Below are 17,162 nucleotides of genomic sequence, written 5' to 3' on the forward strand. Positions count from 1 at the left end.
TTATGAATAAATTCATTTTAAAAGGAAGTCTAGGCTTCCTTTTTTTAACAGCAACGTTCTATTCGTGTAAATCGAATCAAGAATCAGTAAAAAAACAAGAACCAATTGGTATCAATGTTAATTACATGGACAAATCAACAAGTCCAGCAGACAATTTCAATAGATATGTAAACGGAAGCTGGCTAGATAAAACCGAAATTCCAGCTGATAGAACAAGATGGGGAAGCTTTGATGAACTTCGAAAAAATACTGACGATGATGTCATGGCCATTCTTAAAGAAGCAATAAATGATAAAACGATTGATCCAAATTCAGATCAAGCAAAAGCAATTAATCTATACAAATCTATATTAGACACTGTTAGTAGAAATAAATTAGGTATTGAACCTCTTAGACCTTATTTAGCTAGAATAAATGCTGTTAAAAATTCAAAAGAATTAGTAACATTATTAGCTGAATTAGAACCAGAAATGGGATTAGGTTTCTTTGGAAGTTATGTTGGTGCTGATGCTAAAAACAGCAATAGAAATGTTGTTTATGTAGGAACTGGAAGCTTAGGTTTGCCAGACAGAGATTATTATGTATCTGATGCACCTGACAACAAAGAGAAACGCGAAAAATACATTGCTCATGTTTCAAAAATGCTTCAATTTATTGGAGAATCTGAAGCTACAGCAACAGAAAATGCGAAGAAAATTTTAGCTTTAGAAACTAAAATGTCAACAGCTACTTTTGACAGAGTAGAGCGCAGAGACAGAAGAAAAACTTACAACCCAATGGCAATTGCTGATTTACAAAAATTATTACCATCGGTAGAATGGAATAGTTATTTTCAAACAGTAGGTATTGGAAAAATTGATTCTGTAGTAGTTTCTCAACCAAAATACTTACAAGCTATTGAAACTATTTTTCAAGAAAACAAAATCGAAGATTGGAAAGCCTATATGCGTTGGACAGCCCTTAGAGGTTCATCAGGAATCCTTTCTACAGAAATTGAAAATACCAACTGGGAATTTTATGGTAAAACTTTAACTGGAGCAGTAAAACAACGTCCAGCTGATGAAAGAGCTTTAGCAACTGTTAACGGAAGACTAGGTGAAGCTTTAGGAAAATTATATGTTGCGAAAAAATTCCCACCAGAAGCAAAAGCAAAGGCAGAAGCAATGATTAAAAACGTTTTTGCAGCATTTGAAAATCGTATCGATAATTTGCCTTGGATGACAAAAGAAACAAAAGAGAATGCAAAATTAAAATTACAAAAATCAAGAATAAAAATCGGTTATCCTGATAAATGGAAAGATTACTCAAAATTAACAGTAGTAAGTCCTAATAACGGCGGAACCTATTTCGAAAATTCAAGATTATATGCATTATGGAGTCATCAACAAAATGTTGAAAAACTTGGAAAACCAGTAGATAAAGAAGAATGGGGTATGTCGCCACAAACAGTGAATGCTTATTTTAATCCAACCAATAACGAAATTGTATTTCCTGCGGCTATTTTACAACCTCCTTTTTATGATTATAGAGCAGATGAAGCTGTAAATTATGGCGGAATTGGAGCTGTAATTGGTCACGAAATTTCACATGGATTTGACGATTCAGGTTCAAGATACAATGCTGAAGGAAATTTAGTAAACTGGTGGAGTGACGAAGATTTAAAACAATTCACAACATTAGGAAGTGCTTTAGCAGACCAATATTCTGCTTTAGAACCATTACCTGGAATTTTTGTGGACGGAAAATTTACATTAGGAGAAAACATCGGAGATTTAGGTGGAGTTAACGCGGCTTACGACGGATTACAAATCTATTTGAAAGCAAATGGAAATCCAGGATTAATTGACGGATTCACACCAGAACAACGTTTCTTTATTTCTTGGGCAACCATTTGGAGAAGTAAAATGCGTGACGAAGCCATAAAAAATCAAGTAAAAACCGATCCACATTCACCAGGAATGTACCGTGCTTATGTACCTTTACAAAATGTGGAAGCATTCTACAAAGCATTCAACATTCAACCAAACAACGGAATGTATGTAGCACCAGAAAAACGTGTGAAAATTTGGTAATCAAATTCATAAATAAATCAAATCCCATCTTTTAGGTGGGATTTTTTTATTTGTTGTGATAGGAAAAATAATCGCCACTAATTAAAAGATTAGAAGGATTCCAATCTGTGAAAATCCTTTAATCTATGTCTAAAAATTATTTCTTCTTAATCGCTCGATTCACTAAATAAAGTCCAATAATGGTTATTGTTCCGCCAATAATAATCGCTGTAGTTAAGGGTTCATTAAATAACAAATAACCAAAAAACAACGCCACCATTGGATTGATGTAGGCATACAAACTGCTGATTTCGGTTGGTAAATTTTCCAAAGCATAAATAAATGCAATAAAGGTTAACACTGAGCCAAAAACTACCAAATAACCAATCGACCACCAAGAAATAGCTGGAATCTCACTCAATGGAACCGAAGTGCCATTAAATCCAATCACACTCGAAATCACAATACTTGAAATCAACATTTGTAATCCTAAACTAAAATATGGATTGAAATTGGTCTTATTTTCCTTGATATAAATAGAGGATAACGCCCAAGTAAATGTAGCAATTACAGAAAGTAAAATTCCAAATCTAAATTCTGGTTCTAAAAAATCATTGAGGTAATCGTAGAAAATAACACAAATTCCGCCAAAAGAAATAACCAAACCTAAAATGGCTTTCCAAGAAATACGTTCTCCTTTAAAAAAAGTAATAATTACAATCCATAGCGGAAAAATAGAGCCAATAATCGCACCTAAACCACTTGAAATATATTTCACGCCCCAAGTACTCAAACCATTACTCAACATAAAGTTTAACACACTTAAAACGAGAATATTTCTCCATTGACGTTTGTTTGGCCAAGGATGTTTTTTAATTAAAAAGTAAAGTAAATACAACAATCCGCCAAAAAGTTGACGTAACGCGACCAATTGCATAGGCGGCATGTGCTTTACTCCTTCTTTAGAAGCAATCCAAGTGGTTCCCCAGAAAAAGCTAATCCAGCAAAGCGCTATAAAAGGCAACCCAATAGCGTTTTTCTTTTGTTTGATATACTCGCGAAAAACACTATAATATTCCATCATTTTAAATGTTATTTTTAAAAGTATATCCTAAAATGGTTCCCACCTTTTCACTAGAAACTATTTTACCTTTTGATACCAAATCTTCTGCAAAGATAGGCAATGGCAAGTTCAAAATTTTGGCTTTTTTGTGATAATATGCTTTACGTGTTGGATGCTGAGGTACAACAGCATTAAAGGTTTGATTCCATTCCCAATTATCATCTCGAGCGAATTCGAGAGACTTTTCTATAATTCCAATACAATCTTCTCTATGAATCATATTTACCGGAGCATCTGGATTTTCAACATTGGTCCTTCCTGCTAAAAATTTCACTGGATGACGATCATCACCAAGCAAACCACCAAAACGAATTACCGTAGTTTTAAAATGCGAATTCGATTGTAAAAGTGATTCGGCAATAACTAATTGTTTACCACTTTCGGTATCGGGATTTGGTTTTGTTTCTTCCGTAATTTCAACAATTGGAAAACTATCACCATAAACCGAAGTCGAACTCACAAAAACAACTTTCTGAATCCCTGATTTTTCAATAAATGGAATTAAAGTTTTTACTTTATTTACAAATGTCATTTCTAGCGAAGTCGAAACTTCTCTTCTCAATCCTGGTGGAATATCAATCACTAAAACATCCGTTTCATTCAAAAAATCTACAATATTCCCAATGATTTGTTTTTCTTCCAACTGAATTTGGAAAGGCGAAATTCCGGCATTTTTCAACACGTCTAATTTACTTTCCGAAGTCGTAGAACCTTTTACTTCGTAACCTTTTGAAAGTAATGATTGGGCTAACGGTAATCCGAGCCAACCACAGCCTAATATGGCAATCTTTTCTCTTCCTTCTTTCATCTATCTTCTTAACTATCTTTTTTCACCAACATATAAAAATCATCTTCCAAAGCACGATAGCCTTGGTCGTACAAAAAGAAATAAGTGTTGCCCGTTTTGGTTTGTAACATGCTTGTAAAAAACTCAAAATCGAAACCTTTACTTAATAATTTGGTTTTGGTGGTTTTTCCTTTGTCTTCTGGGTTGAGTTCACACAAAATGCGGTAATTTTTACGCAATTTGTTGTTTATGTTGCGCATCAGATTGTTCTGATCTTTGTTCATTTTATTGTTGTACGCATTGCGGCAGCCATCCGAACAAAACTTTTTGTCTTCGCGACCAATGATTTTATCGCCACATTCTAAACAGGTTTTACTCATGGTTTACTTCTTAAAATTAAACTTCATTTCTTTACCACTATCTTCAAAAACTACGTAAATATTGATTTCATTATCCGAAATTTTCTCAAAAGTAAATTTGTCGAAATACACATGGGTTGGTGTGACTTTTACTAATCTGAAATTTTCGCTAACTTCCGCTTTTTCCCAACCTTTCAATTCGCCATCAAAGTGTTTGAGTTGTAATAAAAGGGTTTTGTCTTTTTCAATAATGTGTCCTAATTCGTAGAAAGCAACTTTGCCATCTACCACTAATTTGAAACTAAACATCATCGAATTTCCAATTGGCTCACTCCAAGTTTCTTGACAAATTCCGCCTAAAGCTTCGCCTGTCCAATTACCAACAATCCATTTTACATCTTGCAAAACAGCTTTTGGCGAACCTTTTTCATCGTTATAATTCAGGGTGTTTTGTGCAAATGCGCTAAACGAACAAATAAAAAGTAAAAAATAAATACTTTTTTGGAAGAGTGATTTTTTCATCTGTAAAGCCTTATAGTTAAAGCGAATATACAAAAATAATTTTCATTTACAAACGTTTACAAATATTTACAACCGATATTAAATAGCTAATAACCGAATAACTTTTTTTTTCGCCACATCTTTGCACTGTCGAAATGAATGAGTTCAAGTTCAAAAACAAGAGCAAGTTCAATTTTCAAATTTTTAAACATTAGATTTTTTTAATTAATTCAATTTCTTAAATCTGTATTCCAATAAGAATCAATTAATATTAAATATTTACACGCCATGAAAAACAGAGTACAATTAATCGGACATGTAGGTCAAGAACCAGAAATCAAAAACTTAGAATCTGGAAAAGTAGCTAACTTCACTATTGCTACAAATGAAAATTACACCAACGCCAAAGGTGAAAAAGTAGAACAAACCGAATGGCACCGTGTTTCCGCTTGGGGAAAAACAGTAGATATTATCGAAAAATTGTTAACCAAAGGAAGCTATGTAGCCATTGAAGGTAAATTAACCCACAGAAGCTACGACGACAAAGATGGAAACAAACGTTACATCACAGAAGTAGTTGCGAATGAATTGGTCTTATTAAGCAAATAAGCAAGTACAATTTCAAATTCAAAACATAGATTTTTCAGATTTTTTTAATTTCTTAAATCTGTGTTCTAAAAAATCAAGTTACACAAACATTAAATATTTATACGCCATGAAGAATTCAGTACAATTAATCGGACACGTTGGTCAAGAACCAGAAATCAAAAACCTTGAAGGAGGAAAAAAATTAGCAAACATCAGTATCGCTACAAACGAAGTTTATTATCGTGAAAACGGTGACAAAGTAGAACAAACGCAATGGCACCGTGTAACCGCTTGGGGCAAAACGGCTGATATTATCGAGCGTTTTGTAACCAAAGGCAAAGAAATTGCTATTGAAGGCAAACTAACACACAGAAGTTACGATGACAAAGACGGAAACAAGCGCTATGTTACCGAAGTTGTTGCAAACGAAATTTTGTTAATCGGTAAATAAGGATGTTATGCAAGTTAGAGTATTTTCAATCCGTTTGGATAACGAATTTTTGGAGTACGATCAACAACAATTGAATGCTTTTTTGAGTTCGGTTACATTTAAAAAATCGAGCACGCAATTTGTGGAGAGTGAAGAAGCACATTGGTCGGTTATCGTTTATTACGAATCAGAGGAACAAGAAAAACCAGAACGATTAGAGCGAAAATCTTACGAAGATTTGAATCCGAAAGACAGACAAGTGTATAATTACTTAAGACAATGGAGAATTGAAAAAGCAGAACAACTCAAAATAAAGAATTTCATGATTTGTCACAATTCAGAATTAATCGATTTAGCAATGTATAAGCCAAGCAACTTAGATGAATTACAACAAATCAAAGGTTTCGGAAAACAAAAATCGGAGCGATTCGGTGAAGATATTTTATCAATTTTGAATGCAGTTTGAGAACAAACCACCAGCGCAAGTTGGTGGTTTATTTATTTAATTCAGTTTGTAATGCTTCAATAAATAGTCCAATATGATAACCATCAACCAAACCATGATGCGCCGTAACAGAAAGCGCCATCGATTTTTTTTCGTTTTCATCTACCACTTTTCCATAGGAAATTTTTGGACAACTATCTGAAACACCAAAGTTCCTAGAATGTGTTAATCCTGTGAAATTGACCCAAGGAATAGCCGAAAAATGAATAATATTTTCAGGATATTCTCTAGTTAAAATTCCAGTCGTGGTTTGGATTCTTTCAATTTCTGCTTGTACAATTTTATTAAATTCATGAATATCTTTTTGAAACTTCATAAACGAAAATCCAAACGTTTTGTCTTCTCTCATGATAGTTGCAGAAGCATCAATTTCATTGTATAGAAATACATCTTCACCTTCAATTCTATATCTGAAATTCTCAATTTGATTAACCGCAGCTAAAGTTTTATGAAGATAATATACGAAGAATGAAATTTGCATTTCCTTAGCCTTTTCATAAGCAATTGTACAATCAATGGTTGTTGTAATTCCGAAAAAAGGTTCTTGGAAAGCTGAGAAAAATTCCAAATGTCCTTTTCGATTCCAAGTGGATTTGTCTATTTTTTGCTTCATTTTAGTAAAGGTAAAATCTCCGTAATATTGGTAAACGATTTAAAATTTTCGTGTTCAATTTCAAAATCAATTTTTTCGTATTCCCAAGTCGTGTGATACGGAATGTGAATCGCATGTCCGCCAATATTTAAAACTGGTAAAACGTCTGATTTTAATGAATTTCCAATCATTAGAAAATCTTCGGCTTTGCAATCCAAACGACCTAACATTTTTTCATAATCCAATTCGGCTTTGTCGCTCATGACTTCAATATGATGAAAATAAGCGCCAATTCCAGAATCGTGTAATTTGCGGTGTTGGTCTTTTAAATCGCCTTTAGTAGCAACAATTAATTTATGACTTCCTTTCAATTGTTCCAATACTTCGGTAACATTAGGTAATAATTCGACTGGTTTTTGTAGTAAATCTTTCCCAATTTGAATCACTTTTTGAATATTTTGTCCCGAAATTTTATGATTGGTCAATTCCAAAGCCGACTCAATCATAGACAACGTAAACGCTTTGATTCCGAAACCATACAGCGGTAAATTCTTAATTTGATGATTCAAAATCAATCCCAAAATTTCTTGACTCGAAGCATAATCTTGAAACAAAACACAAAAACGTTCTTGCGCCTCATCGAAATAAGGTTCGTTGTGCCATAAAGTATCGTCGGCGTCGAAAGCGATTATTTTTGGGTTCATGTTTACAGTGTTTCAGGATTATTTACATCCTCATTTAGAATGGAATGTATTAGCAATTCTTTCATGAGTAAATATACTTTTGAAGAGTTTTTAGAAGGAAAAAAATTAGTTTTATCATTATCAGCATTTTCTGCTTCTTCGATTGCTTTTTTTATTCGTTCAGCTGTTAAATAACCTTTTGGGTAATTTTTTATTTTTAACTCTGTGTGCTTTACTCCTAATTCTGTTTTCATATCAGAACTAGTATTGCTTTCGATTTTCTCTCTTTTATCTAAATGAAAATATAACCAAACTTCAAAACAAATATTGCTAATATATAAGTTAGCATCATTTAATTTATTACAATATTCAAAGAGCTCATTAAACTGATCTGCAGGATGCTGGTCTACATCTAATACAAATCTAAATTTATCATCTTCACTAGGAGTAACTGAAATATCTTTTGGAGGGTTTTTTATAAAGAAATCTGCTCTTTCAATTAGTTTTTTGGGTTGAGAACCAACTATAGTGTCTTTTTCTAAAACATGAATAATACTTGCGTTTTCTGGAGGTAGAAATAAATAGTTGAATAGTTGAAAATAATTCAACTCTTTTTCGCCTTCATATACAATAAAAAATTTAGTAGCATCTCTAAAAGGCTCCCTTTTGTTATAATCATCGATTTTGAATTTTTTTCTTTCCATTTATTACTGAATTTCTTCTGTAACTAATTTTGAAAAATCTCCTAAAAAAGGAATTCCTCCATATCTTCCTTGCAAATAACCTCTTTCTAAAACTTTATCTCCTCTAGGATTAAAATTGCTTAAAGGGTAAAATTCAGTACTTCCGTCAGCTTTTTTTTCTGTAAACCAAATTTCATCTCTTCTAAGTAAATTATCATCTAACAAATGACTTTCATGGGTAGTAAAGATCAACTGACTTTTAGAAGTTTTTGCTACTGAAAATAATTTTAATAATTCTTTTGCTAAAAGAGGATGCATACTTCTTTCAAGCTCATCAATAATATAGACAACATCATCTTCATAAATTAATTGTTCAAAGGCAGGTGAAAGTTCGTATAGACGATTAGTGCCATCTGATTCTTCCTCTAAATCGAACAGCTCATCAGAATTAAAATGTTTAGTTTTTAAAATTGAAACAAAATATTTATCTTCTTTTTTCTTTAAAACATTTATTTGAGAATTGAAAGGAAATGTCAATACTAAATCTTTAGATTTATCATCTCTTGCTTCCAAAGCACTTTCCAAGTCATCAATCATTTCTTTTTTAAAATCTTCGTCGGCATAACTGAAGAATGTGTCAGCGTTTATTTCTTTAACAATTAGGCTTTCAATTCCAGTTTTACTATTAATTAATAAATCAGTAGCAAACTTAGTTGATTTGGTGCCGGTTAAAACTGATTCTGAATAAACATAACTTTTGGAAAATGGGGTTACAATAGTTAATTTACTAAATCCAATATAAATATTATCTAAAATGTTAATATCATCAAGCACACCATAGCAAGCATCCAAAACAGATTGATTCTCCCTTAGTTCTTTGTTAATATATTTTTCAAGATAACTGAAATCTTTAGATTTTTTAAATATATCCCCAAATTCCACATTGTTGCCAATTCTTTTATAAAGTAATTTTTCTTTATTTGTTTTTATTGATTCGATAGAATAAAGATATTCTTCATTTATTTTCCCTTTAAAAATTTCAATTGCATAATCAAAATGAATTCCTTTGTATTCGTATTCAATTCTAAACGTTGTAGGTTTTGATTTAAAACTTGTATCAATTCTGAATCTTTTACTTTGAGGCATTAGTAACTGCTCTTCATAAAAAACAACATTTTTAAAATACGAAATGGCTTTTATTAAATTACTTTTACCTGAAGCGTTCGCGCCGTAAATAGCTGCTGTCTTTAAAACTTCAACACCTGATTTTGTTTTTTTAATATGGTCTTTTAATTGGCGCGAGCCATTACCCTTGGATGGTAACATATTAAATTCTGTCTCTTCTTTGAATGACATGAAATTACTAACAACAAAACGAATCAGCATGTTTTTACGATTTTTTCGTTAAAAAATAAATTATTAAACAAATAAACGCAATTTATACTTTTAAACAAAATAAAAAATCGATTTTATCGTAAAATTAACTAATCATCGCGCCATTAATCACACCTTCCGCATCTGGATTTACGAAAACCAATTTACCTTCTGCGTTATTCGTTAACAATAACATGCCTTCACTTTCTACGCCACGCAAAGCTCTTGGTGCTAAGTTTACTAAAACAGTTACGCGTTTTCCAATCACTTCTTCTGGTGTAAAATGCTCAGCAATTCCAGAAACAATAGTTCTTACATCAATTCCAGTGTCTACTTTTAAAACTAAAAGTTTGTTAGCTTTTGGCATTTTTTCTGCTTCGATAATCGTACCGATTCGTAAATCTATTTTGGCAAAATCTTCAAACGAAGCCGTTTCTTTTTGCGGTTCAGCTTTTGCATTTTCCACTTTATTGGCGGTTCTAGTTGCTTCTAATTTGTCTAATTGTTTTTGAATTTCAGCATCTTCAATTTGGGCAAACAAAATTTCTGCTTGACCAATTTGATGTCCAGCTGGTATTAAATCTGTTTTAGTAGTCACATCGTTCCAACCTAAAGCATCGATTTTTAAAATATTCGATAATTTTTTAGCCGTAAAAGGTAAAAATGGTTCCGATAAAACCGCTAATGCAGAAGCAATTTGTAACGCCACATACATTTGTGTTTGTACTCTTGCCGGATTTTCTTTTACCATTTTCCATGGTTCTTCATCCGCTAAATATTTGTTTCCTAAACGAGCTACGTTCATCAATTCTCCTAACGCTTCTCTGAATCTGTAACGCTCAATTGAACTTGAAATTACGGCTGGATACGCTTTTAATTCAGCTAAAGTTTGTTCGTCAACTTCAGAAAATTCGTTTGGAGCTGGAACAATTCCGTTGTAATATTTGTTAGTTAAAACCACCACACGATTGATGAAATTTCCAAAAATCGCCGCTAATTCATTATTATTTCTTGCTTGAAAATCTTTCCAAGTAAAGTCATTATCTTTTGTTTCTGGAGCATTTGCCGTTAACGCATAACGCAACGAATCTTGTTTTTCTGGGAAATCTTGTAAATATTCGTGTAACCAAACCGCCCAGTTTTTAGAAGTCGATAATTTGTTTCCTTCTAAATTTAAAAATTCATTTGCCGGAACATTATCAGGTAAAATATAACTTCCCTCTGCTTTTAACATCGCTGGGAAAATGATGCAATGGAAAACGATATTGTCTTTTCCAATGAAGTGAACCAATTTTGTATCGGCATCTTTCCAATACGGTTCCCAATCTTTACCTTCGCGAGCCGCCCATTCTTTGGTTGAAGAAATGTAGCCAATTGGCGCATCAAACCAAACGTATAATTTTTTTCCTTCCGCACCTTCTACTGGAACATCGATTCCCCAATCTAAATCACGAGTTACCGCTCTTGGTTCTAAACCACCATCAACCCACGATTTTACTTGTCCGTAAACATTTGGTTTCCAGTCGTTTTTATGACCTTCCAAAATCCATTCTCTTAAGAACGATTCGTAACGATTTAAAGGTAAAAACCAGTGTTTTGTTGATTTTAAAATCGGAGTTTCGCCTGTAATAGTTGATTTTGGATTAATTAAATCGGTTGCATTTAAAGTAGAACCACATTTTTCACATTGATCGCCATACGCTTCCGGATTGTCACACTTTGGACAAGTTCCAGTTACGAAACGGTCGGCTAAAAATTGGTCAGCTTTTGCATCGTATAATTGTTCGGTAGTTTCTTCGATGAAATCGCCGTTATCGTATAATTTTTTGAAAAATTCTGATGCGGTTTTATGATGAATCTCCGCAGAAGTTCTCGAGTAATTATCAAAAGAAATTCCGAAATCTAAAAACGATTGACGAATAATTCCGTCATATTTATCAATTACTTGTTGCGGCGTAATGCCTTCTTTTTTCGCTTTCATTGAAATCGCCACACCGTGCTCGTCGCTTCCGCAAATGAAAGCCACATCTTTTCCTTGCAAACGCAAATATCTTGCATAAATATCGGAAGGAACATAAACACCTGCTAAATGTCCAATGTGAATAGGTCCATTTGTATAGGGTAAAGCCGCTGTAATCGTATATCTTTTCGGATTTTCTAACATATCATCATAAAATTTGATGCAAAAATAATCGATTAGTGACGAAATCCCGAATTTTAATTGGATTTTGTTTACTTTTGAGTTAATAAAATCTGACGATGTATAGATTTATTTTAATACTTATTTTAATTTCAAACTTTTCTCATTCGCAAAAGAAAATGAAAATTCCACCTTATCTCAAAAAAGGCGACACAGTTGCTATTGTTTGTACGGCTCGTAAATTTTTTCCAGAAGATGCAAAACCCGCTATTGAATTATTAGAATCTTGGGGATTAAAAGCCAAATTAGGCAAAACCATAGGTTTAGACAGTTGTCAATTAGGAGGAACTGATGCCGAAAGAATTGCCGATTTTCAAGAAATGATAAATGACGACAATATCAAAGCGATTTGGTGTGCTCGCGGTGGTTATGGAACGGTTCGAATTATCGATTCGTTAGATCTTACCAAGTTTAAAAAGCATCCCAAATGGATTATGGGATTTTCTGATGTTACAGTTTTACATAGTCAATTGAATGTGGAACGCGTTGCAACTTTGCATTCGATTATGCCATTTACAGTTCCAAAAGCGCCTGAAGAAGTGAAAGAAACCTTACGAAAAGCACTTTTTGGTGAAGCTATTTCGTACACCATTCCGTCTAAATCGTATGATGTAAAAGGAAAAGCTTCGGGTGAATTAGTGGGTGGGAATATTTCGATTTTATATAGTTTATTGGGTTCAAAATCTTCGATTGATACCAAAGGGAAAATTCTTTTTATTGAAGATTTGGACGAATATTTGTATCACATTGATAGAATGATGTACAATTTAAAACGCAATGGTTATTTCGAAAATGTAAAAGGAATTATAGTGGGAAGTATGGCCGACATGCACGATAATGAAATTCCTTTTGGACAAAATGAAGTGCAAATTATTACTGAAATTGCAAAAGAATACAACATCCCAATTGCTTTCGAATTCCCAGCCGGACATCAAAAAGATAATCGAACTTTGATTCTTGGAAAACAAGTAGATTTTGAAGTGAATGATAAAGAAGTGATTTTGTCTTTCAAATAAATGATTGCTTCATAAACTCGCAATGACATGGCGGAACATAATGATTTAGGAAAATTTGGAGAAGAATTAGCTGTTGATTTCTTAGAAAAAAACGGCTACGAAATTTTAGAAACAAATTGGGTTTTTGATAAGGCTGAAATTGACATTATTGCTCAAAAAGATAATATTTTGGCAGTCGTTGAAGTTAAGACTCGCTCAAGTTTAGATTTTGGCTTGCCTCAAGAATTTGTAAAACCTAAAAAAATCCAATTATTAGTTAAAGCTATAAATGAATACGTTACCCAAAACGACATTGATGCAGAGGTTCGATTTGATATTATAGCTATTTATAAAGAAAATTCAGAATTTGTTATAGAACACATTGAAGAAGCTTTTTATTATTTTTAATGTTACATTTGTAACAATTTGTTTTTAAATTTATATATTTGCCTCAAATAACAACAAATACAACAAATTAGAATGAAAACTATCTCATCAGTAGTAGAACAATACATAAAATCTAAACCCTTCTTACTAAGCTCGCTTTCACAAGGAATTATTAATTTAACATCTTTGGCCAGAATAATGATGCCAGAATTAGAAGCACATTTAGGAAAAGATGTAAAACAAGGTGCGGTAGTAATGTCTTTAAAAAGACTTTCCGAAGAATTGGATTTCAAAATCAATTATAAAATTTCAAAAGTTTTAAAAAATATAGGAGAAATAACCGTTCGTTCTTCTTTAACTGATTATGCCTTCGTAATTTCTGACACCTTATTAGACAATCAAGCAAAATTATTGTCTGAAATCAATAAATTACAAGATATATTTTACACTTCATCGCGTGGAGTAAATGAAACTAATATTGTAACTAGTGCTTCAATTGGATCAATGATTGATGTTTTGTTTAAAAATGAAAAGCTAACACATAAAATTGAAAATTTATCTTCGATTACTGTTAAGTTACCTCAAGAAAACATCTCAACTCCAGGTGTTTATTATTATATTTTTCAACGTTTAGCTTGGGAAGGAATAATAATTCATGAAGTAATTTCAACCACAAATGAGTTTACAATTATTGTAAGTGATGAACAAATCGACATTGCTTTCAAAGTAATCAAAGACCTAAAAAACGTGTTTGATTAACAAAAAATTGCTTATTTTTTTTCACTTCAAAAAAAGAAACGTATTTTTACCATTCTGTACATACTAAAAACAAGTTTTAGTAGTTAAAGAAACAAAAAACGTTTTTACCTTGAAAAGCAACATATTAAAATACTCTTTATCGATTAGTTTTGTGCTTTTTTTAATAGCTTGTTCTGTTAAAAAAGACAAATTTATTAACCGTAATTTCCACGCAGTTACTACAGAATATAATGTTTTGTATAATGGGAATGTGGCGCTAGACAAAGGTTTAGCCGATTTAAAAACTACCTATCAGGATAATTTTTGGGAAATTCTTCCAATTGAAAGAATGCCAAGTAATGAAGAGGCTTTATTACCCGGTCAAACAAAAAACCCAAATTTTGAACGTGCTGAAGAAAAAGCCGTTAAAGCCATTCAAAAGCATTCCATGAACATTGCTGGCACAGAAAAAAATCCACAAATGGATGAAGCATATTTGTTATTAGCTAAAGCGCGTTATTATGACAATCGTTTTATTCCTTCGTTAGAGGCATTAAATTACATCTTATATAAATATCCACTTAGCGATAAAATTTATCATGCGAAAGTATGGCGTGAGAAAGTAAACATTCGCTTAGATAATGATGAAGTTGCGATTAAGAATCTGAAAAAACTTTTAGAAGATAAAAAAATTTCGGGTCAAGATTTAGCAGACGCTAATGCTATGTTAACACAAGCCTATCTTAACATTCAAGCAAAAGATAGCGCAATTGCTACAATAAAAGTTGCCAAAGAGACAACGGAGAATAATGAAGAAAAAGCAAGGTATTCTTTCATTTTAGGGCAATTGTATGAAAGCATGAACTATCAAGATAGTGCTTATGTAGCTTTTGATGATGTAATCCAAATGAATAGAAAATCTCCACGCAGATATGTTATTCAAGCACACGCTAAACAAGCGCAACAATTTGACTACAAAAAAGGTGACACATTAGCTTTTGTTGAAAAATTTACAAAACTTTTAGAAGACAGAGAAAATCGTCCATATTTAGATGTTTTAAATCATCAAATGGGACTTTTTTATGACAAACAAGGAAAAAACAGAATTGCCGAAAAATATTATAATAAATCTATCAAATCCATATCGCAAGATAAATATTTAGTTTCTTCAAATTATAGAAATATTGGTGAAATATATTTTAGAGAAGCTCAATATAAAATTGCTGGAAAATATTACGATAGCACATTACTTCGTTTAGACGAAAGAACTAGAGAATACAGAAAAATTAAAAAGAAAAGAATTAATCTTGACGATGTAATAAAATATGAAACTATTGCGCAACAAAACGATAGCATTTTGGCTGTAGTAGCAATGAATGATTTAGACAGAAAAAAATATTATGAAGATTACATCATAAAACTAAAAGCATCAGATGAAAGAAAGGCTAAAATTGCAGCAGAAAAAGCGGAAAAAGAAGCCAATATTTTAGCAGCCAACAATAAGAATACTGGTGATCCATTGAAACAAGGAAAAAATAATCTTCCAACAATGCCTATAAAAGATGGCGAGCCATCAACTTTACCACCAGGAATGGGAGACATGGGAAGTATAGACAACAACAGTTTTTATTTCTACAACCCCGTAACGGTTGAATATGGTAAAAAAGAATTTAATAGTAAATGGGGGAAACGTATTCTAAAAGACAATTGGAGATGGTCTTCCGATACAAATGAAGATTCAAATAATAAAAATGAAGAAGATTTATCAGATGAAAAAGAAACCGATTCTGCTAGTGTAGCTGTAAATCCGAAATATAATTCTGATTTTTATTTGAAACAAATACCAACTGACGCAAAATTATTAGATAGTTTAACAAAAGATAGAAACTTTGCCTATTACCAATTAGGTCTTATTTACAAGGAAAAATTCAGAGAAAATGAATTGGCGGCTGCTCGCTTAGAACAATTATTAAAAAACAATCCAGAAGAACGATTAATTCTTCCTGCAAAATACAATTTGTTTAAAATTTATCAAGTAATAGCTCCTGCAAAAGCAGAGCTAATGAAACAACAAATTTTATCAGAATACCCAACTAGTAGATATGCCGAAATTATAAAAAATCCAAGTGTTGAAATTACTGATGAAGCAAATCCAGAAATTGTTTACAATGCTTTGTACAAAAAATTTGAAAACAATCAAATTAGAGAAGTATTTGCAGAAGTTGACTCACTAATCAATCGATTTACAGGAGAAGAAGCTGTGTCAAAATTTGAATTACTCAAAGCAAAAGTAGTTGGGAAATTACATGGTTTAGACGAATACAAAAAAGCATTAAACTTTGTAGCTCTAACCTATCCAAATATCGAAGAAGGAAAACAAGCTGAAAATTTACTTAAGACGGACATTCCTAAATTAGAAGCTTTAACTTTTAGTAAAGAAGAAGCTGCAGAATGGAAAATAATTTTTCCAAAGAAATTCCCTTTGGATAAAGAGGTTAAAAATTTGAACGATAAAATTGAAAAATATCTAAAAGATGCTAACGCAGTATTACTAAAATCTTCAAATGATATTTACACTATAACTGATAATTTTATAGTAATTCATGGATTCAGTTCAAAAGAATCTGCAAATTCAGTCTTGTCCGTTTTAAAAGAGCATAAAAATTATAAAATTAAAGATCAAGCCTACATCATCTCAACCGAAGATTATAAAATTGTTCAAATGAAGAAAAAATTTGAAGAATGGCTTCAGTTGAATAAATAATAACCTCAAAAAACGCCTCAAAAATGTTTGATAAAGTTAAAAACCAAGATCATTTATTGGGAAAAACCAATAGAATTGTTGAAGGAACTGCTATAACTGGAGATATTACTACAAAAGCTGATTTTAGACTTGACGGAAAATTGATAGGCAACTTTACTTCTGAAGGAAAAATTGTAATTGGTCCTACGGGTGAAGTTCAAGGAGATATTATTTGTAAAAGTATCGACATAGAAGGGAAATTTTCAGGTAAATTACAAGCGGAAGGTATGCTAAATATCAAATCTAAAGCTCACATAACTGGAGAGGTTATTGTTGGAAAATTAGCCGTTGAACCTGGCGCAAAATTTGAAGCTAGTTGCGAGATGCGTAACCTATGAAGCATCTAAGAAATTTTTAAAAATA

18 protein-coding genes are annotated in these 17,162 nt (G+C 32.1%); 9 read left to right on the forward strand and 9 right to left on the reverse strand.

Features of this window, described 5'->3' with window-relative positions; genetic code table 11:
• Positions 1–2 precede the first annotated feature (2 nt).
• Positions 3–2,072: a M13 family metallopeptidase gene (locus VK164_RS10075; RefSeq protein ID WP_324209214.1), complete on the forward strand. Its 2,070-nt coding sequence runs from the start codon at positions 3–5 to the stop codon at positions 2,070–2,072.
• A 136-nt stretch (positions 2,073–2,208) separates the two neighbouring features.
• On the opposite strand, the gene VK164_RS10080 is transcribed toward VK164_RS10075, so the two are convergent.
• The 4 genes from VK164_RS10080 to VK164_RS10095 are packed head-to-tail and all read right to left on the reverse strand — an operon-like array spanning position 2,209 to position 4,842.
• Positions 2,209–3,135, reverse strand: coding sequence for a DMT family transporter (locus tag VK164_RS10080; RefSeq protein WP_324209215.1), 927 nt, complete (start codon positions 3,133–3,135; stop codon positions 2,209–2,211).
• A 1-nt stretch (position 3,136) separates the two neighbouring features.
• Positions 3,137–3,982: an SDR family oxidoreductase gene (locus VK164_RS10085; protein ID WP_324209216.1), complete on the reverse strand. Its 846-nt coding sequence runs from the start codon at positions 3,980–3,982 to the stop codon at positions 3,137–3,139.
• An 8-nt stretch (positions 3,983–3,990) separates the two neighbouring features.
• The gene (locus VK164_RS10090) at positions 3,991–4,341 is read right to left on the reverse strand and encodes a hypothetical protein (protein ID WP_113987668.1); all 351 of its coding nucleotides are present in this window, start codon (positions 4,339–4,341) and stop codon (positions 3,991–3,993) included.
• A 3-nt stretch (positions 4,342–4,344) separates the two neighbouring features.
• On the reverse strand, positions 4,345–4,842 hold the full coding sequence (locus VK164_RS10095) for a DUF6265 family protein (protein WP_324209217.1): 498 nt from the start codon (positions 4,840–4,842) through the stop codon (positions 4,345–4,347).
• A gap of 267 nt (positions 4,843–5,109) precedes the next feature.
• Here VK164_RS10095 and VK164_RS10100 point away from each other — a divergent pair, with 267 nt between their 5' ends.
• From VK164_RS10100 to VK164_RS10110, 3 genes are all read left to right on the forward strand, one after another.
• A complete protein-coding gene (locus tag VK164_RS10100; protein ID WP_324209218.1) occupies positions 5,110–5,430 on the forward strand; it encodes a single-stranded DNA-binding protein in 321 nt (106 codons plus the stop codon).
• 106 nt (positions 5,431–5,536) lie between these two features.
• Positions 5,537–5,860, forward strand: a complete 324-nt coding sequence (locus VK164_RS10105; RefSeq protein WP_324209219.1) for a single-stranded DNA-binding protein — start codon at positions 5,537–5,539, stop codon at positions 5,858–5,860.
• Positions 5,861–5,867: 7 nt separating this feature from the next.
• Positions 5,868–6,305, forward strand: a complete 438-nt coding sequence (locus VK164_RS10110) for an HRDC domain-containing protein (protein ID WP_324209220.1) — start codon at positions 5,868–5,870, stop codon at positions 6,303–6,305.
• A gap of 28 nt (positions 6,306–6,333) precedes the next feature.
• Here the strand turns inward: VK164_RS10110 and VK164_RS10115 are convergent, their stop codons facing one another.
• From VK164_RS10115 to metG, 5 genes are all read right to left on the reverse strand, one after another.
• A complete protein-coding gene (locus VK164_RS10115; RefSeq protein WP_324209221.1) occupies positions 6,334–6,957 on the reverse strand; it encodes a chloramphenicol acetyltransferase in 624 nt (207 codons plus the stop codon).
• Entirely contained in the window at positions 6,954–7,640 is a 687-nt protein-coding gene (locus tag VK164_RS10120) for an HAD family hydrolase (RefSeq protein WP_324209222.1), read from the reverse strand. Before VK164_RS10120 ends, VK164_RS10115 begins: the two co-directional genes overlap by 4 nt.
• Before the next feature lie 2 nt (positions 7,641–7,642).
• Positions 7,643–8,323, reverse strand: a complete 681-nt coding sequence (locus VK164_RS10125; protein WP_324209223.1) for an RloB family protein — start codon at positions 8,321–8,323, stop codon at positions 7,643–7,645.
• Positions 8,324–8,326: 3 nt separating this feature from the next.
• Positions 8,327–9,688, reverse strand: a complete 1,362-nt coding sequence (locus VK164_RS10130) for an ATP-binding protein (RefSeq protein ID WP_324209224.1) — start codon at positions 9,686–9,688, stop codon at positions 8,327–8,329.
• A 94-nt stretch (positions 9,689–9,782) separates the two neighbouring features.
• The gene (gene metG, locus VK164_RS10135; RefSeq protein WP_324209225.1) at positions 9,783–11,840 is read right to left on the reverse strand and encodes a methionine--tRNA ligase; all 2,058 of its coding nucleotides are present in this window, start codon (positions 11,838–11,840) and stop codon (positions 9,783–9,785) included.
• A 155-nt stretch (positions 11,841–11,995) separates the two neighbouring features.
• On the opposite strand from metG, the gene VK164_RS10140 reads away from it, so the two are divergent.
• The 5 genes from VK164_RS10140 to VK164_RS10160 all read left to right on the forward strand — a co-directional run bounded on the left by VK164_RS10140 (position 11,996) and on the right by VK164_RS10160 (position 17,137).
• Positions 11,996–12,892, forward strand: coding sequence for an LD-carboxypeptidase (locus tag VK164_RS10140; RefSeq protein ID WP_324209226.1), 897 nt, complete (start codon positions 11,996–11,998; stop codon positions 12,890–12,892).
• A 27-nt stretch (positions 12,893–12,919) separates the two neighbouring features.
• A complete protein-coding gene (locus tag VK164_RS10145) occupies positions 12,920–13,279 on the forward strand; it encodes a YraN family protein (RefSeq protein ID WP_324209227.1) in 360 nt (119 codons plus the stop codon).
• Positions 13,280–13,351: 72 nt separating this feature from the next.
• Positions 13,352–14,017 (forward strand): aspartate kinase, encoded by a 666-nt coding sequence (locus VK164_RS10150; RefSeq protein WP_324209228.1) that lies wholly within the window; start codon positions 13,352–13,354, stop codon positions 14,015–14,017.
• Positions 14,018–14,126: 109 nt separating this feature from the next.
• Positions 14,127–16,760 carry a gliding motility protein gene (locus tag VK164_RS10155; protein WP_324209229.1) on the forward strand — a complete coding sequence of 878 codons (2,634 nt, stop codon included), beginning with the start codon at positions 14,127–14,129 and terminating at the stop codon, positions 16,758–16,760.
• Between the two features lie 23 nt (positions 16,761–16,783).
• Entirely contained in the window at positions 16,784–17,137 is a 354-nt protein-coding gene (locus tag VK164_RS10160) for a polymer-forming cytoskeletal protein (RefSeq protein WP_324209230.1), read from the forward strand.
• The last annotated feature ends 25 nt before the right edge of the window (positions 17,138–17,162 follow it).

The sequence above is a fragment of the Flavobacterium sp. genome, assembly GCF_035299005.1.
Lineage (GTDB): Bacteria > Bacteroidota > Bacteroidia > Flavobacteriales > Flavobacteriaceae > Flavobacterium.